The organism is Nitrosomonas sp. (genome assembly GCF_040240425.1).
Taxonomy (GTDB): Bacteria; Pseudomonadota; Gammaproteobacteria; order Burkholderiales; family Nitrosomonadaceae; genus Nitrosomonas.
Map to the genome: position 1 here is coordinate 39,560 of NZ_QPHG01000015.1, position 24,496 is coordinate 64,055.

The 24,496-nt window shown below is 48.1% G+C and carries 29 protein-coding genes; 17 read left to right on the plus strand and 12 right to left on the minus strand.

Going from position 1 to position 24,496, the window contains the following annotated elements:
• The first annotated feature begins 653 nt into the window (after positions 1-653).
• On the plus strand, positions 654-1,418 hold the full coding sequence (locus tag DU481_RS07585; RefSeq protein ID WP_350133590.1) for a class I SAM-dependent methyltransferase: 765 nt from the start codon (positions 654-656) through the stop codon (positions 1,416-1,418).
• Positions 1,419-1,604: 186 nt separating this feature from the next.
• Complete coding sequence (locus DU481_RS07590; RefSeq protein ID WP_292666569.1) at positions 1,605-1,877, plus strand: TMEM165/GDT1 family protein; 273 nt, start codon at positions 1,605-1,607, stop codon at positions 1,875-1,877.
• A gap of 113 nt (positions 1,878-1,990) precedes the next feature.
• Here DU481_RS07590 and DU481_RS07595 read toward each other — a convergent pair whose 3' ends face one another.
• The 10 genes from DU481_RS07595 to rplU all read right to left on the minus strand — a co-directional run bounded on the left by DU481_RS07595 (position 1,991) and on the right by rplU (position 10,473).
• Complete coding sequence (locus DU481_RS07595) at positions 1,991-3,331, minus strand: ATP-binding protein (RefSeq protein ID WP_350133591.1); 1,341 nt, start codon at positions 3,329-3,331, stop codon at positions 1,991-1,993.
• Positions 3,328-4,014 (minus strand): response regulator transcription factor, encoded by a 687-nt coding sequence (locus DU481_RS07600; RefSeq protein ID WP_350114963.1) that lies wholly within the window; start codon positions 4,012-4,014, stop codon positions 3,328-3,330. The genes DU481_RS07595 and DU481_RS07600 overlap by 4 nt, the downstream gene beginning before the upstream one ends.
• A gap of 64 nt (positions 4,015-4,078) precedes the next feature.
• Entirely contained in the window at positions 4,079-4,369 is a 291-nt protein-coding gene (locus tag DU481_RS07605) for a PepSY domain-containing protein (protein ID WP_090320731.1), read from the minus strand.
• Positions 4,370-4,454: 85 nt separating this feature from the next.
• Positions 4,455-4,769, minus strand: a complete 315-nt coding sequence (locus tag DU481_RS07610; protein ID WP_350133592.1) for a hypothetical protein — start codon at positions 4,767-4,769, stop codon at positions 4,455-4,457.
• A 176-nt stretch (positions 4,770-4,945) separates the two neighbouring features.
• Positions 4,946-6,232 (minus strand): porin, encoded by a 1,287-nt coding sequence (locus DU481_RS07615; protein ID WP_350133593.1) that lies wholly within the window; start codon positions 6,230-6,232, stop codon positions 4,946-4,948.
• A 253-nt stretch (positions 6,233-6,485) separates the two neighbouring features.
• Positions 6,486-7,595 carry an acetyltransferase domain-containing protein gene (locus DU481_RS07620; protein WP_350133594.1) on the minus strand — a complete coding sequence of 370 codons (1,110 nt, stop codon included), beginning with the start codon at positions 7,593-7,595 and terminating at the stop codon, positions 6,486-6,488.
• A gap of 19 nt (positions 7,596-7,614) precedes the next feature.
• Complete coding sequence (gene proB / locus DU481_RS07625) at positions 7,615-8,724, minus strand: glutamate 5-kinase (protein ID WP_350133595.1); 1,110 nt, start codon at positions 8,722-8,724, stop codon at positions 7,615-7,617.
• On the minus strand, positions 8,718-9,782 hold the full coding sequence (gene cgtA, locus DU481_RS07630) for an Obg family GTPase CgtA (RefSeq protein ID WP_350114978.1): 1,065 nt from the start codon (positions 9,780-9,782) through the stop codon (positions 8,718-8,720). The genes proB and cgtA overlap by 7 nt, the downstream gene beginning before the upstream one ends.
• Positions 9,783-9,886: 104 nt before the next feature.
• Complete coding sequence (gene rpmA, locus DU481_RS07635; protein WP_090320750.1) at positions 9,887-10,144, minus strand: 50S ribosomal protein L27; 258 nt, start codon at positions 10,142-10,144, stop codon at positions 9,887-9,889.
• Positions 10,145-10,161: 17 nt separating this feature from the next.
• On the minus strand, positions 10,162-10,473 hold the full coding sequence (rplU, locus tag DU481_RS07640) for a 50S ribosomal protein L21 (protein WP_090320752.1): 312 nt from the start codon (positions 10,471-10,473) through the stop codon (positions 10,162-10,164).
• Positions 10,474-10,620: 147 nt separating this feature from the next.
• Between rplU and ispB the strand changes: the two genes are divergently transcribed.
• The 4 genes from ispB (at position 10,621) to DU481_RS07660 (ending at position 15,255) form a co-directional block, all read left to right on the plus strand.
• A complete protein-coding gene (ispB, locus tag DU481_RS07645; protein ID WP_132426677.1) occupies positions 10,621-11,589 on the plus strand; it encodes an octaprenyl diphosphate synthase in 969 nt (322 codons plus the stop codon).
• A 375-nt stretch (positions 11,590-11,964) separates the two neighbouring features.
• On the plus strand, positions 11,965-12,192 hold the full coding sequence (locus DU481_RS07650) for a PP0621 family protein (protein ID WP_107804210.1): 228 nt from the start codon (positions 11,965-11,967) through the stop codon (positions 12,190-12,192).
• A gap of 10 nt (positions 12,193-12,202) precedes the next feature.
• A complete protein-coding gene (locus DU481_RS07655; RefSeq protein WP_350133596.1) occupies positions 12,203-13,855 on the plus strand; it encodes a two-component system sensor histidine kinase NtrB in 1,653 nt (550 codons plus the stop codon).
• Complete coding sequence (locus DU481_RS07660; RefSeq protein WP_350133597.1) at positions 13,846-15,255, plus strand: sigma-54-dependent transcriptional regulator; 1,410 nt, start codon at positions 13,846-13,848, stop codon at positions 15,253-15,255. The genes DU481_RS07655 and DU481_RS07660 overlap by 10 nt, the downstream gene beginning before the upstream one ends.
• A 102-nt stretch (positions 15,256-15,357) precedes the next feature.
• Here DU481_RS07660 and DU481_RS07665 read toward each other — a convergent pair whose 3' ends face one another.
• The gene (locus tag DU481_RS07665; protein WP_350133598.1) at positions 15,358-15,720 is read right to left on the minus strand and encodes a hypothetical protein; all 363 of its coding nucleotides are present in this window, start codon (positions 15,718-15,720) and stop codon (positions 15,358-15,360) included.
• 162 nt (positions 15,721-15,882) lie between these two features.
• Between DU481_RS07665 and DU481_RS07670 the strand changes: the two genes are divergently transcribed.
• Entirely contained in the window at positions 15,883-16,269 is a 387-nt protein-coding gene (locus DU481_RS07670) for an exosortase system-associated protein, TIGR04073 family (RefSeq protein WP_256206257.1), read from the plus strand.
• A gap of 217 nt (positions 16,270-16,486) precedes the next feature.
• Here DU481_RS07670 and DU481_RS07675 read toward each other — a convergent pair whose 3' ends face one another.
• Entirely contained in the window at positions 16,487-17,119 is a 633-nt protein-coding gene (locus DU481_RS07675) for an FxDxF family PEP-CTERM protein (protein ID WP_350133599.1), read from the minus strand.
• Positions 17,120-17,600: 481 nt separating this feature from the next.
• Here DU481_RS07675 and DU481_RS07680 point away from each other — a divergent pair, with 481 nt between their 5' ends.
• From DU481_RS07680 to DU481_RS07725, 10 genes are all read left to right on the plus strand, one after another.
• Positions 17,601-18,926, plus strand: coding sequence for a tyrosine-type recombinase/integrase (locus tag DU481_RS07680; RefSeq protein ID WP_350133600.1), 1,326 nt, complete (start codon positions 17,601-17,603; stop codon positions 18,924-18,926).
• 35 nt (positions 18,927-18,961) lie between these two features.
• The gene (locus DU481_RS07685; RefSeq protein WP_350133601.1) at positions 18,962-19,291 is read left to right on the plus strand and encodes a type II toxin-antitoxin system RelE/ParE family toxin; all 330 of its coding nucleotides are present in this window, start codon (positions 18,962-18,964) and stop codon (positions 19,289-19,291) included.
• A complete protein-coding gene (locus DU481_RS07690; protein WP_350133602.1) occupies positions 19,288-19,593 on the plus strand; it encodes an addiction module antidote protein in 306 nt (101 codons plus the stop codon). The genes DU481_RS07685 and DU481_RS07690 overlap by 4 nt, the downstream gene beginning before the upstream one ends.
• A gap of 110 nt (positions 19,594-19,703) precedes the next feature.
• A complete protein-coding gene (locus DU481_RS07695; RefSeq protein ID WP_350133603.1) occupies positions 19,704-19,952 on the plus strand; it encodes a hypothetical protein in 249 nt (82 codons plus the stop codon).
• Between the two features lie 98 nt (positions 19,953-20,050).
• Complete coding sequence (locus DU481_RS07700) at positions 20,051-20,854, plus strand: hypothetical protein (RefSeq protein WP_350133604.1); 804 nt, start codon at positions 20,051-20,053, stop codon at positions 20,852-20,854.
• 86 nt (positions 20,855-20,940) lie between these two features.
• Entirely contained in the window at positions 20,941-21,159 is a 219-nt protein-coding gene (locus DU481_RS07705) for a DNA-binding protein (protein ID WP_350133605.1), read from the plus strand.
• Positions 21,156-21,722: a hypothetical protein gene (locus DU481_RS07710; protein WP_350133606.1), complete on the plus strand. Its 567-nt coding sequence runs from the start codon at positions 21,156-21,158 to the stop codon at positions 21,720-21,722. The genes DU481_RS07705 and DU481_RS07710 overlap by 4 nt, the downstream gene beginning before the upstream one ends.
• A gap of 66 nt (positions 21,723-21,788) precedes the next feature.
• Entirely contained in the window at positions 21,789-22,247 is a 459-nt protein-coding gene (locus tag DU481_RS07715; protein ID WP_350133607.1) for a CHC2 zinc finger domain-containing protein, read from the plus strand.
• Entirely contained in the window at positions 22,244-23,758 is a 1,515-nt protein-coding gene (locus DU481_RS07720; RefSeq protein WP_350133608.1) for a YfjI family protein, read from the plus strand. Before DU481_RS07715 ends, DU481_RS07720 begins: the two co-directional genes overlap by 4 nt.
• Positions 23,755-24,165, plus strand: a complete 411-nt coding sequence (locus DU481_RS07725) for a hypothetical protein (RefSeq protein ID WP_350133609.1) — start codon at positions 23,755-23,757, stop codon at positions 24,163-24,165. Before DU481_RS07720 ends, DU481_RS07725 begins: the two co-directional genes overlap by 4 nt.
• Positions 24,166-24,496 lie beyond the last annotated feature (331 nt).

The following is a 24,496-nucleotide window of genomic DNA, read 5'->3' on the forward strand; positions in this document are numbered from 1 at the left end:
TGCATGGAAGAAGATTTTACCAAGGTTGGTTCGCAAACTGCGCCAATCGCATACGTGATACATGACGATAATTAATATTGACCGCAGTTATACGATATTACAATGGGATTATTGGACAAAATGTCTTATATATTACGTTATGTTTACTAGCATGAAGATAGTCATACGAATAACGGCAATATTTTTTTCATTGTTTTTGACCTCTATACTGATAAGTTTCAGCCTGGCAGTTGAATCCAGTGAATCAACATTCGGTATTGGAATTTTCAGTCTGATGTTGTCGCTGGCGAGCCAGGCGGGGCTAATGGTTTCTACGACAAAGTTTGGGGAAAACAATCGGGCTTTTACGACAGTACTTATGGCTCCAATGACGCTGTTCGTGCTCGTCAGCAGCTACGATGCGGTAACTAGATTGCTGGCCGGTAACCCACCGCTGCTCAAAGCTATCGTTTTCTTTTGGTTGGCACTAGCTGTGTACATCTATGCTTTCTATTTACTATTTAGATCTCGGGCAATAACATAACCATGAGTTTAACACGGACAGTTTGCAGCGGGGCATTTGCTCCGCAAATTATACGCCCCGCTGCAAACCGCTTCGTCGGCAAGCCGACTCCGCTGTGCCGGTTACGATTAACTTGACGTTAGGTTACTCTATGACATCACCACAAACTCAGCAATGGAATCCAGAGCGATACGGCGAGAATGCCCGTTTCGTCTCCGATCTCGGCATGCCTGTCGTTGAGTTGCTGTCGCCTCAACCGGGTGAGCGAATTCTCGATCTTGGTTGCGGAGATGGTATGCTCTCTCTCAAGCTGGTTGATATCGGTTGCAAGGTCGTTGGTGTGGATTCGAGCGCCGAAATGATAAAGGCGGCTAAATCCCTCGGGCTGGATGCTTATGTTATGGATGGGCAATCTCTTTCATTCGAAAGCGAATTTAATGCGGTTTTCTCAAATGCCGCACTGCATTGGATGAAAGGGCCGAAGCAAGTCATAGACGGTGTATGGCGCGCACTAAGACCCGGCGCACGCTTTGTCGGTGAATTTGGTGGTTACGGCAATGTAGCCAGTATTGTCACGGCGCTTGAATCGGCACTTTCCATGCGAAGTGTGACTATCTCTAGTCCATGGTATTTCCCTCGTCTCGAGGAATACAGAAAGCTTCTTGAAGCTCGAGGCTTCGAGGTAAGAACCATCGATCTCATCCCTCGACCAACAATATTGCCGGGTGATGTGAGTAGCTGGTTAGAGACATTTGCCCAATACTACACTTCTGCTTTACCAGTAAAAGAACGCCTGGTTTTTATCGCTGAGGTTGCTGATGCATTGCGCAACGTACTCTGTGACGCCAATGGTAAATGGCAAGTAGATTATGTGCGTTTACGGTTTTCGGCGATAAAGCCGCTCACCGTAACCTAACAATCCGATCAACACGGATGTCTGGTCGCATTGCACCTTTTTGCTACCACTCCAAAATCACTGCCTTCAAGCGCCGGTTATCGTAACGTTAGTTTGCACATCAACCAAAACGCATATTTTTCACATGGATAATTACGATTCAAGTGATATAGCATTGCACTCAAACTTAACTTTCGGATGACTAAAATGGATTACAAAATTTTACTGACGGTTTTCGCCACGGTGTTTATCGCGGAACTGGGTGACAAAACGCAATTGGCCACGATGTTGTTTGCCGCCGATAAAGAAGTCAGCAAACTGACGATATTTATCGGCGCGTCGCTGGCGTTGATTGCGACTTCAGCGATCGGGGTGCTGGCGGGTAGTTTTATTTCCGGTTACATCAGCGAAAAACATTTGCACTATATCGCAGGAGCGGGGTTTATCCTGATCGGTGCGTGGACGCTGATCAAAGCCTAAGGAAGCTCTAAAAACTACTACGCTCGGTCATGCCGTGTTGAGATCAGTCTCAACATGCACATTTACATTTGTGAACTGCGCTCGTCCGATTTCGCCTAGCCTGACCGTGAATGTTATTTGCTTTTCTTTAAACGCAAAGTTACGCAGAGACCGCCATCTGGATTGTTCTCGATCGATAGTTCTCCACCGTACACCTGCATGATATCGCGCACAATCGCCAAGCCGATGCCGTGACCAGGAGTGGATTGATCGGCGCGCACACCGCGTTCCAGGATTCTGGCGATTTCATGCGGCTGGATGCCGGGGCCGTCGTCCTTGACTTGGATCACCACCTGATTTTGTTGATAATCCGCTGCTAAATAGATGCTGCTGCGGCACCATTTAAAGGCGTTGTCGACCAGATTGCCGAGCAGTTCCATCAAATCGCCTTCATCGATGCGCAGGCCGATGCTGTCATCGATGGCGACGGTTATTGCAGGCTGTTTGTTACGGTAGGCTTTGGTGACGGTGTTAACGATCCGGTCGGCCATCGGGCGTAATAGAATCAATCCCATGCCCGGCGAACTGCCGGCGGTTGCGGCGCGGCGCAGCTGGTACTGGATCGTGTTGTCCATGCGGTCGATTTGTTCCTGAATCGTTTTGCGCCGGATAGCTTCATCGTCTTCGCTATGAATGGCGCCCTGTAGTACGGCGAGTGGTGTCTTGAGGCTGTGTGCCAGGTCGGCGAGGCCGTTGCGGTAGCGTTTTTGCTGTTTGTGCTCATGTGCGATCAGAGAGTTGATGCTGTCGGTCAGCAACTGGAGTTCGCTGGGATAAACGCCTTTCAGCCTTTCCTGATGGCCGGACTCGATCGCGGCAAGCTCTACGGACACCTTGCGCAAAGGCTGCAAGCCCCAGCGTAGTACCAGCATTTGCGTGGCTAACAGCAAAACGGCCATGACGCCGAGCCAACCCCATAGATCTTCGCGATAACGGTCAATCTGCGCTTCAAACAGCACGGTATTGGTGATGACATTGAAGGTCAGCGGATGATCGCCGGACGGTGTCTCCCAAGCCACACCATAGCGATAGATAAAATGCGGCTCATCGTTAATCATGATTTGCGCGAATTCTTTTTTGCCTTTTTCCAGCAAAGCAATGTCCGGGATCGGTTTGTTCAGCGATGATGTGGAACGCCAGACGATGGTGTTGGCCGGACCGATGATGAAGGCATAAGTGTCCGAATTCATGTGACCGAGTTCGGCATCGAGTAAGTTAGTCGGCACATCCAGCTCGCCGGAATCTTCCACTTCGGCGTCACCCATTAGCATCAGCACTTTCGCAAACAGCCGGTCTTTGACGCCGACGCGGGCGCTGTCATAAAAAGCGCGATCCAGCGTCCAGGCAATGCCGACGATAAAAATCAATAACACCAGCGTCGCGCTGAATAAAATGCGCCGGTTGAGCGACATCATGACGATTTGTTGCACTCCAACGTGAAGCGATAGCCACGGCCGCGCATGGTTTCGATCGGATTCAGCGTGCCGTCGGGATCGAGCTTGCGTCGCAACCTGCCGACCATGACTTCGAGCACATTGCTGTCGCGATCTTCGTCGTGCGGGTAGAGATAATCCGCGAGCGTATGTTTGGAAAGAACTTCGCCGTGGTGACGTACCAATTCTTCCAACAGGCGGTATTCAAACGAAGTCAGTTCGATGCTTTCTCCATTGACGGTAACGGATTGGGCTGTGACATCGAGCGTGATCGGGCCGCATTTCAGAAGGGTTTGCGGTATGCCGGTAGAGCGGCGCAACAGTGCTTTGACCCGGGCTTGCAGCTCTTCCATCTGGAATGGCTTGGTCAAGTAATCATCTGCGCCCATTTCCAGTCCTTGTACTTTGTCTTGCCAGCTGCTGCGCGCGGTTAGAATTAGAATCGGCAACAAGCTGCCGCGTTCGCGCAGCGCTTTGATAATTTCCAGACCGGACTTGCCGGGCAATCCGATATCTATGATGGCAGCATCGAGCGGGTATTCGGTGGCGAGAAACAATCCTTCATCGCCGTTGCTGCACGTGTCGACCATATAACCTGCCGCTTCCAGTTGCTGCCGGATCTGGTTTTGTAAGCGGAATTCGTCTTCAATGACCAGGATGCGCATCGTTTACTCCTGCGTACATAATAATTTGTTTGGTTGGTAGAACCATGGGATTGCAGTGCGCGTGCTAATGCGTTGAAATGACCGTGCCATCCAGCGCATTGATCAGAACCATATGGACTGTGCCTTGGTTGCTGAGAATTTTGATGCGGTAAGTATGATCGGTCTGATTGATCGCCAGCACACGGCCTTTGAAATGTTGCTGCGCGATGATGATCGCCCGTTGCTCCGTGATGCTGGTAGCCGGATCGTTTTGCGTGGGATGTTCATTGGCCGCACTATGCCTGCCAGCTGTCGCGGGCGTGAATGCACTGATCGCTAGCAGTGCAATGATTGAAATTTTCCACCATCTATTCATAAACAACAATCCCATACGTTGGAGGTAGAAATCAGGCTGGCAACAGGTACGGTATTTTCATGCCTGTTACCAGTCACAACGCGCGTCAGAAGCGTATCATAAAGTCCATATTTCCGGTATTAATGCCCATCATCATTTGCGGAGGGACAACGTATACCGGCGCTGGGTAGTAATTATAGTTGTATTGCGCTGGCGGATAATATCCGCGCGGCTGGCTATAGCCATAATTGTATCCGCCGCCGATGAAATGCTGGTGGTGCCGGTGATGCCCGTGGTCATGGTGATGATGGTGGTGGCGATGATGACCTCTGCCCGCTTGCGCGAGCGATGGGGCGGCCAAAGTGACGGCTAAGCACACGGCAAGCATAAGACCGGATAATTTTATTCTTTTGGTTTCCATTTTTATTCTCCTTTCAGTTGTTCGTTTCAGGTGTCCCTGATGGAGCCAATGTACGCTGGTTTGTCTGAATGAAAACTGAATGGAGAAAGTAACGAGCTGAATGATGCTTGGATTACTCGGCAACGCTCTTGAGGAGAATTTTTGAACACTGATCGCCGTCTTTTTTCATAACCTCCCTAAAACGGTAAGATGAAATCCAGCGAAAATAAAATCTGATCCTTATTGCCGGAAAACGGCCGGTAGGCCGCCGTTTTATACGCATCGACCCGGTCGTAGCGGATGTTTGAGCGGATATTCAATTTTTTGATCAAATCCCATTGGATTTTAAGTGTTCGGGCTATTTTCCAGTTAAAACCGGCAGTGAAGTTATAGTAGTCGGCGGGTGCAATCGTTACACTATTGATGTTACCAGCGTAACTGACGGGTATGCCGTTGACGTTGGTGGTGGCGGCTGCAACACGGAACGGTGAAGGATTGCGGAAGCCGTCTTGATCGCGGAACCATTCGCCGCGTATGCCGACCGATACGTTATCGGTGAGGTCGTGATATAAATGTGCAATTGCGCTGAACCATTCGGCGTCTTTGACGACGTTGGCGTATTTGGGATTGTTCAGCAAAACACCGCCGGCATGACCATAGACATGGTGCAAGACAATCTGAGTCCGCGGCGTGATCTTGTGTTGCAGCACGGCATTATAAAATCCCCATATCTCACTACTTTGTTCCGAAGTTTTGCCATAAGTGCCGGAAAGATGGAACGAGGTTGCTTTATCGTCGCTGGTCCAGGTAAGACCGGTAATGCCGTTCCAGTTTCCCAACTGTTTATCCCAACCTGCGTCCCACCCGCCGTTGGCGCTGCCGGTGAGCGGGCCGCCCAGAATCAGCCAATTGGAATTGATTTTGTAATTGAAGAGTACGCCGGTGTGCGTGAATGGTTCGCCGATATTTAATGTATACGCACGTGTATAAAAGAAATTATCGGGTGCAGGAACTGTTTCGAAGCCAGTCGGTGTATAGAAATGACCAAGCTTGATATTAAGACCGTTGCCGATCGGCACATAAGCTTCCAAGAATGCTTGTGGCAAGGCGATACCGTATGTGCGCGTGGAAGCGCAGCATAAATTAAGATCCCAGTTACTTCTTTTCAAGGGTTCACCAGTATTGACATCGAACGCTGGTACGCCGAAGGCTTGAGTAAAAATGGTGTCGGTACCGAACATGAAATCAAAGCGTCCGCCGAGATCCCATTGATTGCCTGCGGATGCTACCGGGCGGCGCATGAACAGATTCAACTGGTTTAGCTGAAAGCGATTGGCTTGATCGGCAAAAATGACCGGACCGTTAAATCCGCCCGATTGACTCGGATTAAGAGTGGCGCCACCATGGACCCAACCACCGAATTCCAGTTTTTTATATGACAGGAATTTTCTCAGCCCGTTGGCGTAGAGATCTTCGGAATCCATGAGAAAAAAGAAAAAACAGCAGACAACGGTTAACAATAACCACTTTGAATATACTGGATGACCTTGCATGGGGAGGGGGTATGTTTAAAGACGATTTAATTGACAGTGTGCGATTCAAGGGTTAATGAGGAGCGATTTTCCTGGCGCAGGGTATCTCTTTTCTTCGGACGGCACGAGTGTGTAATTGCTCCAATTTAACAGGGTACTCATTATAACCACAAAGTGCACATTGATAAATCAAGAACCGGTATATTTAAAGAAAGCGCAACCAGCTGTGCGGATGCCGCCATTTCAGCGTGCGGTACGCGCGGCAGATGGGGTACAGGATGAACAGCGCCAGCAGTGTGATTGCGTAAGTTTGTTCCAGGCTGCCGCGTTCGAACAGGGGTTTTAAGGCCGTTAGTACGGCGAAGTGCGCGAGGTAGAAGAACAGGGCGGTTTGCCCGAACACCAGCACCGGGTTGTTGCGGTGGATGGTTTTGTTGAACGATTCCAGCCGCATCAGTAGCGACAGCACGATCGCCATCAAGCCCAATTCGAGCAAAGTGTAAACCAAACTAGGCGGGTATTTGCTGACGTGCAGCCAGTCGATCAGGGTGTTGCCTTCGAGGTGCATGAACAGATTGCCGTAGCCGTCGTGGCCGCGGATGATGACGAACAGCGTCAATGCAAACCATCCGGCGGTCATTAGTACGCGCTGTGGTTGCCAGGAAGCGGAGGGATGGACGATGAAGCGCTCACCGAACGCCCAGCCGAGCATCATCATGCCGAGCCACGGCAGAGCAGGGTAGAGCACGGTGTAAGTCGCGCCGAAGTCCGGCGCGAACGTGAGCGCGAGCCAAAGCGGCACGTCGCCACCCGGTTGCCATAGCAGTGTCAGCAGGAATTCGCCACCCGCGATGATCAGAACCGCCAGCCAGAAAACCGTACCCGCACCGAGACGTCGCAGGTAGATCATCAGCATCATGCTGATGCCGATGGCGTACAGCACTTGCAGCACCGGTTTGCCGCCGATTAACGAGAAAAGCACGATGTCGAGCAACGCGATGAATGCGCCGCGCATCAATAACTCACGGTCGATGATGGCATCGTCCATGCCTTGTTGCTGCCGCTGGAAATTGCTGATCGCGATTGAAGTACCGGCGAGGAATAGAAACGTCGGTGCGCAGATATGCGTGATCCACCGTGTGAAAAATTGATCGGCGGCAAAGCGGGTGCCGGGTTCAAACAGTAATACCGAGTCGGCGAAAATGCGCTGACTATTGAAAAACCACGAAGCGTGGTCGAGCGCCATCAGGATCATGACGATGCCGCGCAGCCAGTCGATGGCGGCGATGCGTGGCGCGGTGGAATCGAGTGGCATGATTGCGGATCAGGTGGTGTTACAGCAGAACCAGATTGTTCCTGTGAATGAGTTCCGGTTCATCCACATAACCCAGAATCGCTTCGATTTCGCTGCTGGGCTGTTTCAGGATTTTTTGCGTTTCCACCGCGCTGTAGTTGATCAAGCCGCGCGCGATTTCACGGCCTTCTTCGTCCAGGCAGGAAACCGTTTCGCCACGTTCGAATTCACCATTGACGCCAGTCACGCCAATCGGCAGCAAGCTTTTGCCGTCATCGATCAGGGCTTTGACCGCGCCAGGGTCAAGCGTGACGTAACCGCGCACTTGCAGATAATCGGCTAGCCATTGCTTGCGCGCCGCCAGTACCGGCAATTTTGCGACGAAACGGGTGCCGATGGCTTCGCCGCGGCTCAGGCGCACCAGCACGTTGTCTTCATGCCCGGAGGCGACAATCGTGTCCGCGCCGCTGCGCGCCGCGCGCTTGGCCGCGATCACTTTGGTTTGCATGCCGCCGCGGCTGATGCTGCTGCCGACGCCGCCAGCCATTTTTTCCAGCGCCGGATCACCGGCGTGGACTTCGGGTAACAATTTTGCGTTGGGATCCTTGCGTGGATCGCTGGTGTACAAACCGGCCTGATCGGTCAAGATCACCAGCGCATCGGCTTCGACCAGGTTGGTGACCAGCGCCGCCAGCGTGTCGTTGTCGCCGAAACGGATTTCATCGGTGGCGACGGTGTCGTTTTCGTTGATGATCGGGATGATGTTCAGTTTGAGCAGCGTGGTCAGCGTCGAGCGGGCGTTCAGATAGCGTTTGCGGTTCGACAGATCTTCGTGCGTCAGCAGCACTTGCGCAGTTTGCAGACCGTATTGCGAGAAGCTGGACGCATAGGCTTGCGCTAATCCCATCTGGCCGACTGCTGCTGCTGCTTGTAATTCGTACAGCGCGGTCGGGCGAGATTCCCAGTTGAGCCGCTGCATGCCTTCGGCGATTGCGCCGGAGGAAACCAGGATGATGTCCTTGCCCATTTGCTTGAGCGCGGCGATTTGCGCCGCCCAACCAGCCAGCGCGGTGTGGTCGAGCCCTTTGCCTTGATTGGTGACCAGGCTGCTGCCCACTTTGATGATGATGCGGCGTGCTTGCTTTAACATGGATTCGCTAGTTCGTTTTCCGGAATAGGGTCTTCAGGCTGCGGCGGCAGATGTTGCTCCAGATAGTCCATGATGGCATACGTCAGGAGCTGGCAGCCTTCGCCGGTCAATGCCGAAATGATAAAGTATTTGTCTTGCCAGCCCATCTTTTTGACAAATGCTTGGCACATCTCGTCGCGTTGGTCTTGCGGCATCATGTCGGTTTTGTTCATGACCAGCCAGCGCGGTTTTTGATACAGCGCTTCGTCGTATTTCTTCAATTCTTGTTCCAATGCATGCGCTTCATGCACCAGATCGGTTTCTTCGTTTGGCGGCATCATGTCGATGACGTGCAGCAACAACCGGGTACGCGCCAAGTGTTTTAAAAAGCGGTGCCCCAGCCCCACGCCTTCGGCTGCGCCTTCGATCAATCCTGGAATATCGGCCATGACGAAACTACGGTTCTGGTCGACGCGCACCATGCCGAGGTTAGGATGCAGCGTGGTGAACGGGTAGTCGGCTACTTTCGGGCGTGCGGCGGATACCGCGCGGATGAGGGTGGATTTTCCGGCATTCGGCATGCCGAGCAAGCCGACGTCGGCGAGCACCTTGAGTTCCAGTTTCAACTCGAGTTCCTGGCCGGGTTCACCGAAGGTAAATTGCCGAGGTGCGCGATTGGTGCTGGATTTAAAGTGCAGATTGCCGATGCCGCCGTTGCCGCCTTTGGCTAACAGCACTTTTTGCTGGTCATGCACCAAATCGGCGACGACTTCACCGGTATTGATATCCTTAATCAGCGTGCCAACCGGCATGCGCAGGATGATGTCTTCCGCGCCTTTACCATAGCGATCCGAGCCTTGGCCGCTTTGGCCATTCTTGGCGCGGTGAATGCGGGCGAAGCGGTAATCGATCAAGGTGTTGATGTTGCGGTCGGCTACGGCGAATACGCTGCCGCCCCGGCCGCCATCGCCGCCATCGGGCCCGCCCTTGGGGATATATTTCTCGCGCCGGAAGCTGGCGACGCCATCACCGCCTTTGCCCGCCAATACCTGGATAACCGCTTCGTCTATGAACTTCATAAGTAATTGGCTAATAATTCCTTGCTGTTTTTACGGCATCCTGCAAACAAAAAAGCCCCATCGTTTGCGACAGGGCTTTCTAAGTAAATCAGGTGTATTTGTTTTTATGCAGGTATTACGCTTGCTACTTTGCGTCGTAATGCACCCTTGATACTGAAATTCACTGTTCCCGTCACTTTGGCAAATAAAGTATGATCTTTACCAATGCCGACATTCTCTCCCGGGTGAACCTGCGTGCCGCGTTGTCTGATGATAATCGATCCGGCTGAGATCAATTCACCGCCGTAGCGTTTAACACCAAGCCGTTTTGAATGTGAATCGCGTCCGTTTCTGGAACTTCCGCCCGCTTTCTTATGTGCCATTTATTGCTCCTTAAGCCTTAAGCTGAAATAGCGGTGATTTGTATTTCAGTATAATTCTGCCGGTGACCTTGATGCTTTTGGTAGTGTTTCCGACGGCGCATCTTGAAAATGCGGATTTTGTCGTGACGGCCTTGACCAAGAACCGTCGCACTGACTTTGGCGCCACTGACAAGCGGTGTACCCACGGACACTTTGTCACCATCAGCCACCATCAATACCTGATCGATAACAAGCTCACTGCCATTTTCCACTTGCAGTTGCTCCACCTTCAGTTTCTCACCCACTTGAATTCGATACTGCTTACCACCGGTTTTTATGACCGCATACATAATTTAACTCCATACTTCCCTTTTACAGAACCGCGGATTATACATAAATAACCCTTGATTGTGGTGGAAAATTTAGCGCATTTTATCATTATGCTTGACACTTGGGCATCGTCATTCCTAACATAGCGTTTTCTACAAGGTATTATTGTGTCAATCGAAAATATTAGAAGCTTCATCGCGCAAGACATGAACATCGTTGACGATGTGATCCGCGCAAAATTGCACTCTCATGTCCTTTTGATTCGCCAGGTTAGTGAATATATAATTAATAGCGGAGGTAAGCGGCTACGCCCTGCATTGGTGATTTTATCGGCAGGTGCGTTTGGGTATAAAGGTAAATTTCATTACAACCTCGCGGCGGTTGTCGAGTTTATCCATACCGCGACTCTGTTGCACGATGATGTAGTCGATGAGTCGGAATTACGACGCAATAGAGAAACCGCCAATGCATTGTTTGGTAATGCCGCCAGCGTTCTGGTAGGGGATTTTCTTTATTCCAGGGCATTCCAAATGATGGTGGAAGTCGACAACATGCGCGTAATGCAGGTCTTGGCGGATGCCACCAATACGATTGCCGAAGGAGAGGTTCTGCAGTTGCTCAATTGCCGCGATCCGCAGGTGACGGAAGAAAACTATCTGCAAGTGATACGTTATAAAACCGCCAAGCTGTTTGAAGCCGCAAGCCGGTTGGGCGCGATTCTCGGCGGTGCGACGCCGGAAGAAGAAAATGCCATGTCGATTTACGGTATGCATTTGGGTACAGCATTTCAACTGATTGACGACATGCTCGACTATACCGGCAACAATCAAGATATCGGAAAGAATCTGGGTGACGATTTGGCCGAAGGAAAACCAACGCTGCCTCTAATTTATGCCATGCGTGTGGGTACCCCGGAACAAGCCGGCGTTATCCGCAGAGCGATTGAAAATGGCGGGGAAGAGGGTTTCCAGCCCGTCCTTGATGTGATTCAAAAAACCGCAGCACTGGATTATGCGCGGAAATGCGCCGAGGCTGAAATTGTAACCGCAACGGCTGCGATAGCTTCCTTGCCGGATTCGGAAAACAAAAAATGCCTTATGCAATTGGCGGATTTCGCGATTACACGCAATCATTAATTAAGAAACATGAGAAGTTGTGTTGATTAACCCGTGACCACCTGGTTGATTTTGAAGGAAGTGTTTTTTCTCTTCTATCGATCGGACTTGCTTCAAATACGGTATTTGCAACGCAAAACTTCTCTATGTTTCCACTCCTGAGTTTTATCCGCTGCCCCATCAAAATTATTTTGATCTGATCAAATTATTATTTTATATTCCATTGATAGGGAATAAAACCCCGGTTAATCGATCATTTGCCACGGTAAAAAATTGCTATGCTGATCCGGCTATGGTAATTAAATCCCGATTGGTATGTGATTAATACGCTGCAATGCGAATGTAATATACTCAATAAATCAGATTGATGCCATACAGGAAGTATCAGAAATCAATATGGGTAAATTAATTTTTTACGTGCTGATCGCACTGCTGATTTATTGGATAATCAAAAGCCGCCGGCCCAAGCAGGAAGAGCATGAAGCTTCATCGGAAGCTGTTGAGGATATGGTGAATTGTGCGCAATGCGGTGTTTATCTGCCGAAAAGTGAAGCTATCCATAGTCATACTAAATATTTTTGTAGTCACGAACATTGTAACTTGTATATAAAATCTTCAACTTGAGCTGATTTTTGTGTCAACTTCACTATCCCCATCACTACATAAACATTCATTATCTTTGCCGCTCGAGTCAGGCATAACGGCGGCGGATTATACCGGTCAATACTGGCGTTCTCTCTATTATTTCAATTGCTTTCGCTTTGTGATCGGCAGCGGTCTATTGATTGTTTCATGGCAATCCGAATTCGCTAGCCTTGGTTCCTACCACTATCAGCTGTTTTTATATGCCGGCGTTGGCCATGTGCTTTTCAGTGGCCTGTTCATGCTGCTGATCAGATTGCGATTGCCTGGTTTTAATCGGCAACTGGCGATTCAGGTCATCAGCGATATCGCGTTTTTCTCGCTGATGCTTTATGCCAGTGGCGGCTTGCAAAGCGGTTTGGGTGTTTTATTACTGGTGTCGCTGGCTGGAGCGGGTCTTATCAGCCGGGGGCGCTTGGTGCTGTTTTTTGCTTCTATTGCGACTATCAGTCTGCTGCTGCAGGAAACGTTCTCCTTATGGACGATTGATCATTACGCTGCGCAATATTCGCAGGCCGGCTTATTGAGCATGGCGTATTTTGCCGTAGCCTGGCTGGCGCATCGGTTGGCCAAATATACCTTGGCCAGTGAGCAGCTGGCTAAAGAGCGCGGTATCGATCTGGCGAATATGGCGCAAGTCAATCAATTGGTTATTCAAGACTTGCAGGAAGGGGTATTGGTCGTCGATCAATATGGTTATATCCGGCAGCGCAATGCCTATGCGGAACGGTTATTTGATCTGAATTCATCTGCGGATAAAGCGGAACGGCTCAAATTATCCGATTGTATACCCGAGTTGGCCAACCGGCTTACCAGCTGGCAGGGTGACAGCAGTATCAGTTTCGATTTGCTGCGCCTAGCCCATAGTAATGCCCTGGTGCGGACGCGTTTTCTTCCAATACAAGCGGATTCCCGCAACGGTGTTGTTATTTTCCTCGAGGATATGGGGCGCATACAGGCGCAGTTACAGCAATTAAAACTTGCCGCCTTAGGGCGTTTGACAGCTAACATCGCGCATGAAATCCGTAATCCGCTGTCCGCTATCAATCACGCAGCTGAGCTATTGGAAGAAGAACAGCTTGAGAGCAATACAGATCCCCGCCTTGTACGCATCATTTGCGATAATACCCGGCGTTTAAACAAGATCGTCCAGGATGTGTTGCAGCTAAACCGGCGCAATATTGCAAAGCCTGATTTGATTGATTTGCATGAGTTTATGCGAAAATTTCTTGAGGAGTTTTGTCATGCGGAAAGAATGGATAGAAATGTGTTTGTGTTGAGAAATTCCAACCATCACTGGGTAAGTTTTGATCGCGATCACTTGAATCAGGTGCTCTGGAATTTATGCCGCAATGCGTGGAGACACTGCTGCAAACAAACGGATAGTGTTCGCATCGAGTTATCCTTGGCGGCCAATGAAAATAATGTCTACTTGGATATCGTGGATGATGGTCCGGGTATCGATCCGCAGCAGGTGAAGCAGATTTTTGAACCGTTTTTTACCACGGCTGCCGGAGGTACCGGTCTGGGTTTATACATTGCGCGCGAATTGTGCGAAACCAATCAAGCCTCATTGGATTACATTGAGGGTTCCAGCGGCGGACATTTTCGTATTATTTGCCAAAGTAATCAATCATGTCTGTAGATAGCGAACGATCCGTCAATTCCCATAAAAAAAACGCTTCTCCGCATATTCTGATTGTGGATGACGAACCCGATATTATCGAGTTGCTTGAATTGACGCTGGCTCGCATGGGAATGGATGTTTCCAGTGCGCAATGCATTGGTGACGCCAAGCAGTTGCTGCAATCCCGGCAGTTTCAGCTATGTTTGACCGATATGCGTTTGCCGGACGGAGATGGGCTGGAGCTGGTTAAATATATTGCACAGCATTGTGCGGATTTGCCGGTCGCCGTGATCACTGCACATGGCACCACGGAAAATGCCGTGGCTGCGCTTAAAGCCGGTGCCTTTGATTATTTGCCCAAACCGGTTTCGTTAAAACAATTGCGGGATCTGGTCAAATCGGCCTTGAGTCTGCCGCCGATGCAGACCGAATCGGCAGTGCAAGTCAGTCAGCGTGTGTTATTAGGCGAATCCGCGCCGATGCTTCAGTTGCGCGCAACGATTGATAAACTTTCCCGAAGTCAGGCTGCGGTTTACATCAGCGGTGAATCCGGTAGCGGAAAGGAACTGGCCGCCAGAATGATTCATGAGAGGAGTGCGCGTCACGCACAGCCTTTTGTAGCCGTCAATTGCGGTGCGATCCCGGAGAATTTGATGGAAAGCGAGTTTTTCGGGTATAAGAAGGGGGCCTTTACCGGTGCGGAAAAAGATCATGACGGTTTTTTTCTGGCAGCGAATGGCGGTACTCTGTTTTTGGATGAAGTCGCCGATTTGCCCTTGACGATGCAGGTCAAACTGCTCAGGGTGATACAGGAAAAGCAAGTCAGGAGAATCGGTGAGACACAAGAAAAAAGTGTCGATGTGCGCATCATTAGCGCCACACATAAAAAACTCAACCTGTGCGTGGAGACCGGGCAATTCCGCCAGGATTTGTACTACCGGCTGAATGTAATTGAATTGAATATGCCGGCGCTACGGGAAATGCGCGAAGATATTCCGCTGATTGCGGAAGCTGTGCTGACTAAGCTGTGCCGGGAAGCGGGGCGGTCAGCTTGTAGTTTGAAGAAAGATGCGTTGGCTTTGCTCAAGAGCTACGATTATCCGGGCAATGTGCGTGAGCTTGAAAATATACTGGAGCGAACACTTGCGCTGTGTTTTGACACGGAAATCGGAAAAGAAGATTTGCAGTTACCGCATAAAGCAAAAGAGATTCCGCAAATTGCCACGATTAAGCTTCCAGTCGATCTGGAACAGAATCTGCCGCTGCAGGATTTTCTCGATAGACTGGAGAAAGATTCTATCGTCAAAGCATTGAATGAAAATCGGTATAACCGTACAAAAGCGGCCAAGACTCTGGGGATTACAGTTCGCTCGCTGCGTTACCGGATGGAGCGGTTAGGGTTGAATGAAAGAGCGTAACGGATTAAATTCTTTTCTCAAGTGAGAAGACGAAATGATTGCCGCCAGTGCCGCTCAATCGGTGCTGTAAGATGATTAAGTATTAGTGGCTTGGGATATTTACTAATTGGACCAGTATTTGAGTATTCTGTCTTTATCGAAGTACAAGTAAGTTCCGGTTCCAATGCCAACGAAATCAGATCCAACAATGACGGAGTCCGCCCCGGGAATATGATATTCCCAGGTGTCTCCACTCGAACTTTTGCGGGTTCTATAACACCACTTGCAAGGAGATCCCCAGGAAGCGATGACTTGTTCTTGTGTCATGCCTACGGCAAGTTCCTTAAGATCGATCGCTCTGCGAATTTCTTCCGGCAGATTGCTGTTTGCTAATACTTCCTGCCGGATGCGATTATCTTTTACTGCACTACATCCACTCAGTATTAGGGCTGTTGCTATTACTGTAATAGCGAGTCTTTTATTCATAAAGAAAATCATCCCTAGTTGGATCAAGTACCGGATTGGCGATTTGAGGCTTCATACTGAAATATGGAGCGATTTTTTATTATATGACGATTAATATTGAAGCCTTTTTAAATTGAATAATTAACAGTATGATAGTTTAAAAATTTCAAAGGAATATTTTTAATGATGCACACAATATCCAAATTTGCCCTGCTTGTTGTTCTGTCATTACTTTTTTCGTTTCAAGCGCATGCGCGTGAAGCAATAACTGCTGATGTTTATTTTAACAGGGCTGGCACGAAGATTCTAAGCGGTGTTGCTAATGTAGCTACCGGGTGGATGGAATTGCCGAAAAATATCTCTTTATGGAGCCAGAGAGATCAAAATGCATTGATTGGTGTTACTGAAGGATTGTTGTGGGGTGTTTTTCATACGGTTGGCCGTACGGGCAATGGTGCATTGGATCTCGTAACTTTCTGGTTGCCCACTTATCCGATTCCGGATCCGCTGTTTGTCTGGGATGATTTCTCGAAAGAATCGGAATATTACGGTTGGCGGATGGGCCGGTGATTTTTAACTAATGTATATCGTTCGTTTCAGCTTGGAGAAGAAGTAACACAACACGTATCTGGATTTTTGCGTATAAGGTTTAACAAACCGCTTTTCTGGTTTGACTGGATTTAACAGTGGGATTATGTTTTCACTGTGATTCAACTGCAAATCCATAGAAAAAAAACGGGAGCTTAGGCTCCCGTTTTGAATGGAATCGAAATAATTATCTTGCCAATTATTTTCTGCGACGTGCCGAGAATCCTAGCAGACCCAAACCAATCAGCAACATAGCGTAGGTTTCTGGTTCTGGAACGGGCGAGACGTACCAAGCAGAATTTGGCGAGAAGCTTGTGCCTTGCACATGCAAAGCCAGCTCTCCGTTAATTGGGAGATGCGAGCTGCCTAATCCAAAAGCATCCCATGAAACTGTTTCCCCAGTTTTAAGCTTATCGCTTCCACGGCCAAAATCATATCTAAAATCAAAGCTACCGCCGGGGCCGCCACCGGGGTTTTTGCTAACAGTACTCACACCGCCGCCGGGTACGACTGTTACAGAGCTAGGCGTTAAGCCATCAACTGCCATTGCACCAACGAACGCACCAGAGCCAAATGCACTTAAATTAATATTGTGGAGAAAGAATGACCAGTGTCCGCCACCAAGATCATTAATATCCAAATCTGCAAGGTGCACCGCTGCGGGGCCGCCACCGGATAGCAGGTTCCCAAAATGGTAGGTTGCTGCTTGAGCACCGCTTCCGATAACAAAAGCACCTGTTGTGATAATGGACAGTGCCAGTTTTTTTAACATCATTTTTACTACCTCCCAGAAAATTCTTAAATTAGGTCGTCTTGTGTCACTTCTATCCATCGAGCAATCAACACATCTTCCTGTTGGTATAACAATAACCGCGGGAGCAATCGAAAACAATAGATCACTCCTCCTGATTTATTAGGATTTTTGTCCTAAGTAAAATCAATGCTCCTCTCATTCAATGAGTGTAAGTGCGATAGTGTTTTTTGACCGGAGCGCAACAGGGAGCGGTGAGTTTGTTTGCTATGGATGCAAGGCATAAACGCTTGCATCAGCTTTCATCGTACTTATAAAACAAAAAAGCACTTAGGGTTTTATTCTCTAAGTGCTTGATTTATTTGGTTGCGGGGGCAGGATTTGAACCTACGACCCTCGGGTTATGAGCCCGAACAATATGATATTTATTAGTGTTGATTAAGATTCGGATATTATAATATTTATAATTAATACTGATACTTATTAATTTCATGTTATGATTTGTGTTGATTGTAATTCTTCAATATTGACATAAAAAAGCTACATGGTGGCTACATGAAAAATGAGACGTGAGAATTTTACAGCCCGTTCTATTGCCTGTTTTCAGTGCGATGAAGGGAAAGAACAAACTATTTTTTCAGATGCAAAAACACCAGGCTTAGGCTTGCGCGTTACCAGATCAGGTGCAAAGAGTTATATTTTTGAAGCAAAGCTACATGGCAAAACCGTAAGAATCACTATTGGAAGCATTCAAGCATGGCCGCTTGGCAAAGCACAAACTGAAGCCGCACGGTTAAAAGTATTAATCGATCAAGGCATAGACCCACGTCAACAAGCAGCCGAACAACGCGCAAAAGCTGAAGCCGCTCAAACCTTAGCAAAAAGCAAAGAAGCGTTGGTTAGTGATGCATGGCAAGCTTACCTTGCTTATCAAAAAGACAAAATGAACCATGCTCACATTGAACGTGGCAAACGCTGGGGAGAGCGTCATTTAAAAGACCATGAGAATCTATCACAAGCCGGGGGTGAGCCTAAGAAACGCGGCGGCGGTGTGACAACGCAAGGCGTACTATATCCGCTATTACAAATGCGCATGACCGATATTAACGCCAATACGTTGAAGGAATGGCAAAGGAAAGAAGCAGAAACACGAGCAAATAACGCCCGCCAAGGCTTTGAAATGTTCCGTGCATTTTGGCGATGGTGTGTATTACGCCCGGAATATAGCGCAGTTATCGACCCGCAAGCCGTAGAAAGCAAAGATTTACGCGATGAAGTCCCAAGCCGGAAAAGCAAACAATTTGACGTATTGCAACGCTCGCACATGCGCGCATGGTTTGCGGCCGTTAGAGCGCTTAATCCTGTTATTAGCACATATCTTCAAGCTTTATTATTGACTGGTGCACGCCGCGAAGAAATGGCAAGCCTGACTTGGCAGGATTTAGATTTTCAATGGAATAGTATTTGGGTAAAAGATAAAGTACACGAAGAAGGCCGGAAGATTCCATTAACACCCTATCTGGCCAGCTTATTGGCCGCTTTACCACGCCGGAATCAATGGGTGTTCAGTAGCGTATCCGCAGCAAATGGCCGAATAGCAGAGCCACGCATTCCACATAATCGAGCCCTATCCATTGCCGGATTGCCGCCTGTAACTTTGCACGGATTACGCCGCACTTTTGCCAGTCTTGCTGAGTGGGTAGAAATGCCGCGCGGAATCGTGGCGCAAATCATGGGACACGCACCCAGCGCAACCGCTGAACGGCATTACATTAACCGCCCCCTTGAATTGCTGGCAGTATGGCATGGGAAGTATGAGGCTTGGATATTGCAAGAAGCTGGGATTAATTTTGCACCAACACAGGCAGGATTGCATGCAGTTAAATAGCATTCATATTTGTCCGCTTGTAACGTATAATTCACATGACATTTAAAATCTTTGATTACCTGACAGATGACGGGCGCGATCCTTTTAAAGAATGGATTGGTAATCTGAAAGACCGGCAAGCAAGGGCACGTATTTTATTGAGAATACAGCGAATGGCAGCCGGTAACCTTGGAGACTGCAAGCCGATTACCGAAGGCGTTTGGGAATTACGCATAGATCATGGCGCTGGTTATCGAGTCTATTACGCAAGAGCCGGGGAAAAGCTAATCATTATTTTGGCGGGTGGCGATAAACGAAGACAGCAGACGGATATTGAAACCGCTCTTGAATACTGGAATGACTGGAAAAGGAAAAATAAAGCATGAATAAATCATCACGGCCACATGATGATGCTGTAATTGAATTGCTGCGAGAAGACCCGGCATTTGCGGATGAATATCTATCAGCTGCATTGGATGAGGTTAATCGACCCGGCGGACGTGAGGCTTTATTGGCAGCATTGCGGCATATCGCGGAAGCGCAAGGCATGGCCACCGTAGCGGAACGCGCAGGGATACCGAGAGAAAGCCTATACCGCGCATTATCGAAAAGAGGGAACCCAACAATAAAAACCCTGTTAGCTGTAATTAACGCAGCCGGTTTGAAATTGTCAGTACATCGATCATAAACAGAGCAACACCGCCGCCTGACGGAATTCAGGCAACTAGCGGGGTTATCAAGTGTTGACGCACCTGGAACCCCTAACCACAACACAACACTTTAAAGGAGTGTCATATCATGGCTGATGAAAATTCTAACAGCACTAAAAAAGAAATCGTAGAAATAAATGGCGACTCATATAACAAAGCCACCCTTTTACTTGAGCGTGCGCATGGGATATTAGATGTTATATACACACTGGAAATTTCCAGTGAATCCGCCACAGAAAACCTTTGCAGGGGTTCACTATCAGCCGCGCTTGATACGGCAATTATGGCGATTCACGAAGCTACTGAATTATTGGCAGCGAATGGAACAACCAAGTAGGGTTTAAGTGTCACACCACCCCTAGCCCGACGGGGCGAATAGCGGAGACCTTCACCGCCGGGGGTGGTACTTTATGAAGGGCATTTAAAGGAGTGCTCATGGATAATTTGAGTAATTACTTAACCATCAAGCAAGCCAAGAAATTTCTAAGCGACAAAATCAATCGTAAAGTAAGTAAGCTTGCTTTGCTAGAATTGGCTGCTCGTGGCGATATTAAGTTATGTGTGCTATTCGAAGGCAATGTTGCTGAATTTCAATACAAACACCCTGAACCAATACGCGCTAGCGCCTTTCTTTTCAAGCTTAAAAATGCGCTTATAAAAATACCTCCTGAATCAATTAATCTGAGAGGCGGAATTGTCCATATTATTCCTATCGAAATTATTGAAGCGGTAATAAATTCTGACTATAAAGCGGCCCATCCATATTACGGTGGCGGTTGCGAGAATCTGCCAAGAATTCAGCCGGGTTATTTTTATGGCGCATATACTTCCGATCCAGAAAACGCAGGAAAGATTAAATTTGCCACATTGGAAGCTAATATCGATGAAGCTGTGATACCTACGCAAGATTTAATTGATTACATCAAAGACAACAAATTTTCCAAGCAATTGGAGCCACAAACCACCAAACGAGAGAACACAAAAACAGGAAGAAATAGACGAAATTGCCTTGACCCGGCAATAGATAAGGCGATTGAAATGGCTGGCAATTCAAATACAGCAGATGTTTATTTGCAATTGAAGCAATTGGCGTTAGATGAGCACCCACCATTCAATGGAACAATCAACAACGGGGCGTTGTGTGACACGAATGACGATGATGACCACGCAGAATTAAGCAGGGATGCATTAGCTGGGCGCTTAAGGCGTCGCAAAGAGTCAATTGCGAACGCTAAATGACGTTTACGCATGTTTACGCACGCAATGATGCAACCTGATTTTTAATCCCACACACTGCGCGCCTCAATACAAACATGAGGTGAAAAATGCAGACAGCATCAGACAAGTTTCAATCAATCGAAAAAATCACACTGGCCGCAGTACCAACCGAACAGGCCGCCTTTTACCTTAACCGCAGACCTCAAACGCTCAGAATCTGGGCGATGAAGGAAAACGGATTGATTCGCCCGATCAGAATCAACAACAGATTAGCCTGGCCGGTGAAGGAAATCAAAAAAGTGCTGGGCATGGAGGTGTGTTTATGAGTAACTTAACCATGACAGCCGCTAAAGCCGCACACGCCGAATTGCTCACACGCCGCGGCAAGTTCGATCAAAAAAAGCGCGATTGCGAAAGTCTAGTAGCCAGCATCACTTCAAAACTTTCTGGATTAGAACAAGCGCATTCGATACTGGAAAAAAGGTATCTATCTGATGAAGCCAATCTGGCACAGGTAACCGCATCACGAAATGAGATTGAAGCGAAACGCTTAGAACTATCGGAAGCCGAACGCTTGGCCAGTTTAGCCGCTGAAGCGATCCGGGAAATTGATCAGCAGATTCTACAAGCGGAACTGGCAACGGCAGCAGCGCAGCGCGAATTTTGCGCAGAACAACGAAATGCTTCGATTGCCAAGATCAAAGCAGATAAAACGCTTCGCCAGAATTTACTGGCCGCGATGGTTGCAAACACCGGCGCTGGCGGGCAATTCACATACCAGGCGGCAACATTTTTTTCGACATTCATCCATCAACTACTTCCCGAAATTAGCGAGACCGAAGCACGCGAAGCAGTTGAGAAATTCCGTCTAGACAACGGCCTGGGTTAAAAAGTAAAACGCCCGGTATAGGCCGGGCGCTTTTGACACAACAAACAAGCTTTGGAGTTTTGCGGGATGAATTTTAACACATTGCAGCACGATAGCAGCAATTTGCATCAAATTATTAGCAGATTATCGAAAGTTAAACGAACTGGTGAAGGGCGTTACATTGCTTGTTGCGTTGTTCACCAGGATCGAACACCGAGCCTTGCCGTAACGCAAAAACCTGATGGAATTATCTTGGTGCACTGTTTCGGCTGCGGAGCCGGTGGCGTTGATATTTGTAATGCACTGGGTATCGATCCGGCCAGCCTATTCCCACCTACCGATAATCCAAAGTACGAAAAACTAAGCCGCAGCGGTTTTTCAGCGTGGCAACTGCTCAATGTTTTGCATGCCGATCTAATCAGGATACTGGTGATTGCGAACAATCTGAAAAAGCTGAATGCGCTATCAAGTGATGACAGGGACTTTATCGCTGAAATTATTTTGCGCCTCAACGATGGTTTGACGTATTTGGAGGGCGCAAAATGAGTTTGCGAGAAAAAGCCGAAGCCGCGATTGCTCCCATTGAGCCTAATGCACTGACACCAGAACCGTTACCCGAATTGCCGGAAGTGAAATCGTTCGATTACTGTTTTTTACCGGCAAGCATTCGCGGTTATGTTGAAGATATTTCAGAGCGGATGCAATGCCCGCCCGATTTTGCGGCTGTGAATACCTACTTAATGTTTAGTTCTGTAATCGGCTGCAAAATTGCGATAAGACCAAAGAGGCGTGATAACTGGGTAATTGTTCCGAATCTTTGGGGCGCGGTAATCGGCGGCTCCGGTGTTATGAAATCGCCAAATCGTAGCGAAGTTATGAAACCACTAAAGCAATTGCAAATCGAGATTGCGCAAGAAATCCATCAACGCAACACCCAATTGATAAATTCAGGGGAAGAATCGAAGCTTCGACAAGCTGCCAAGAAGTCACAAGCAAAGAGGATGCTGAAAAATGATCCGGCGGCGGATATTTCAGAGTATTTGAAAAATGACTCAGATAATTCGCAAGAAGTAGAAACAGCGCCTCGGTTCATCACCAATGACGCAACGGCGGAAGCACTTGGTCAATTAATGATTGAGAATCCCAACGGGATTTTATTCGAGGCCGATGAGCTTATTGGATTGCTTAAAAGCCTTGATAAGCAAGGGCAGGAAGGCGCGCGAGCTTTTTATTTAACGGCAGCGGATGGCAATCAATCCTACACAATCGACAGGATCATGCGTGGTACTAATTTGCATATCGAATCCGCTTGTTTATCGATTATTGGCGGAATACAGCCGGGCGTATTGGGTGAATACGTGAGAGAAGCACTATCCGGCGGCGCGGGAGCTGATGGCTTGCTGCAACGCTTTGGGCTGATGGTTTACCTGGATATATCATCAAAGTATGAATACATTGACAGATTCCCGGATAAGCAGGCAAGGGACACCGTGAATGATCTTGTTAGAAAGCTTCACGACCTTGATGTTCAGGCAATAGCCACCATTGGCGAATACTGCAAGACACCATACCTTCATTTTGATGATAGCGCACAAGAAGTATTTATTGAGTGGCTGTGCAATCTCGAAAAGCGGTTACGATCCGATGAGGATCATCCGGCCATAGTGTCGCACCTGTCAAAGTATCGAAAGCTGGTTCCCGCATTGGCGTTAATCAATCACTTGTGTGACAGCGAGGAAAAGAGCGTATCGGAATCGTCATTGCTACGCGCCTTAGCCTATTGCGAGTATCTGGAATCACACGCGCGGCGGGTATACAGCTACGGAACTCAGCCCGGCATTGATGCTGCAAAATCAGTTTTAACGAAACTGAAGAAAGGCAAACTAAATAGCCCGTTCACGGTTCGAGATATTTACCGGAAGTGCTGGGCTGGTATCGACACACCAAAGAAAGCTGAAGCCGCCATTAATGTTTTGTTGGATTACAACCACCTTGCAAAAGTTGATACCTTCACCGAGGGAAGACCGGCAACATTATTACATTGGGTGCAATCATGAGCGGTTATCTTTCCAGATTGAAACAAATCGAAAATGAAAATTTTCATAATTCCCCTGAAAGTGAACTGACAAAACCGCCAAAAGGTGCTTCTGTCAGCTTTGTCAGTTCAAATTCAAGAAAAAGTGAAAAAAAATTTAATGATCCGCCAGATTCATCAAAAGAATCGGGATTACCTTCTGTCAGTTTTGTCAGTTCTGTTTCAGAAGAAAATAAAAAAAATTCTGATATTCAATCGCTACAAATCGAAATGATACAAGCATGGCTTCACCGCGTTGGAGAGCCGCCAGAGGATCATCATATTGTATTGAGCAAATGCCGGAATGATCCTGAAACATTGGAATATTTCCTTAAACACGCGCGCGGGGATTTGAATGAACAACTTTATCATGATGAGTCATTTGAATAAAAGGAGACGCTAACTACCAGATAAATCTAAACCAATCCGCAAATTCTTTTAACTTTAAAACAGGAGTAGCAAATATGGGAGTTATAAACCTTCGAGCAGAACAAAGAGAAATATCGGAATATTTGGCGACACAATTGGGCATGGCCAACGAGAGCGACAGGGAAACATTGATAACGGCTCTCAAAAGAGATAGCAACTCTTGGATTAATTATCTGAACAACGCAAGAAAAGCAAAGCGGGTGAACTAGGAAAGGCCGGGGCTGTGTAGACAGTGCCCGGTTACGCTGAATCAATTAATTTCATGGGATGAATGGAATTACTGTACCCACGA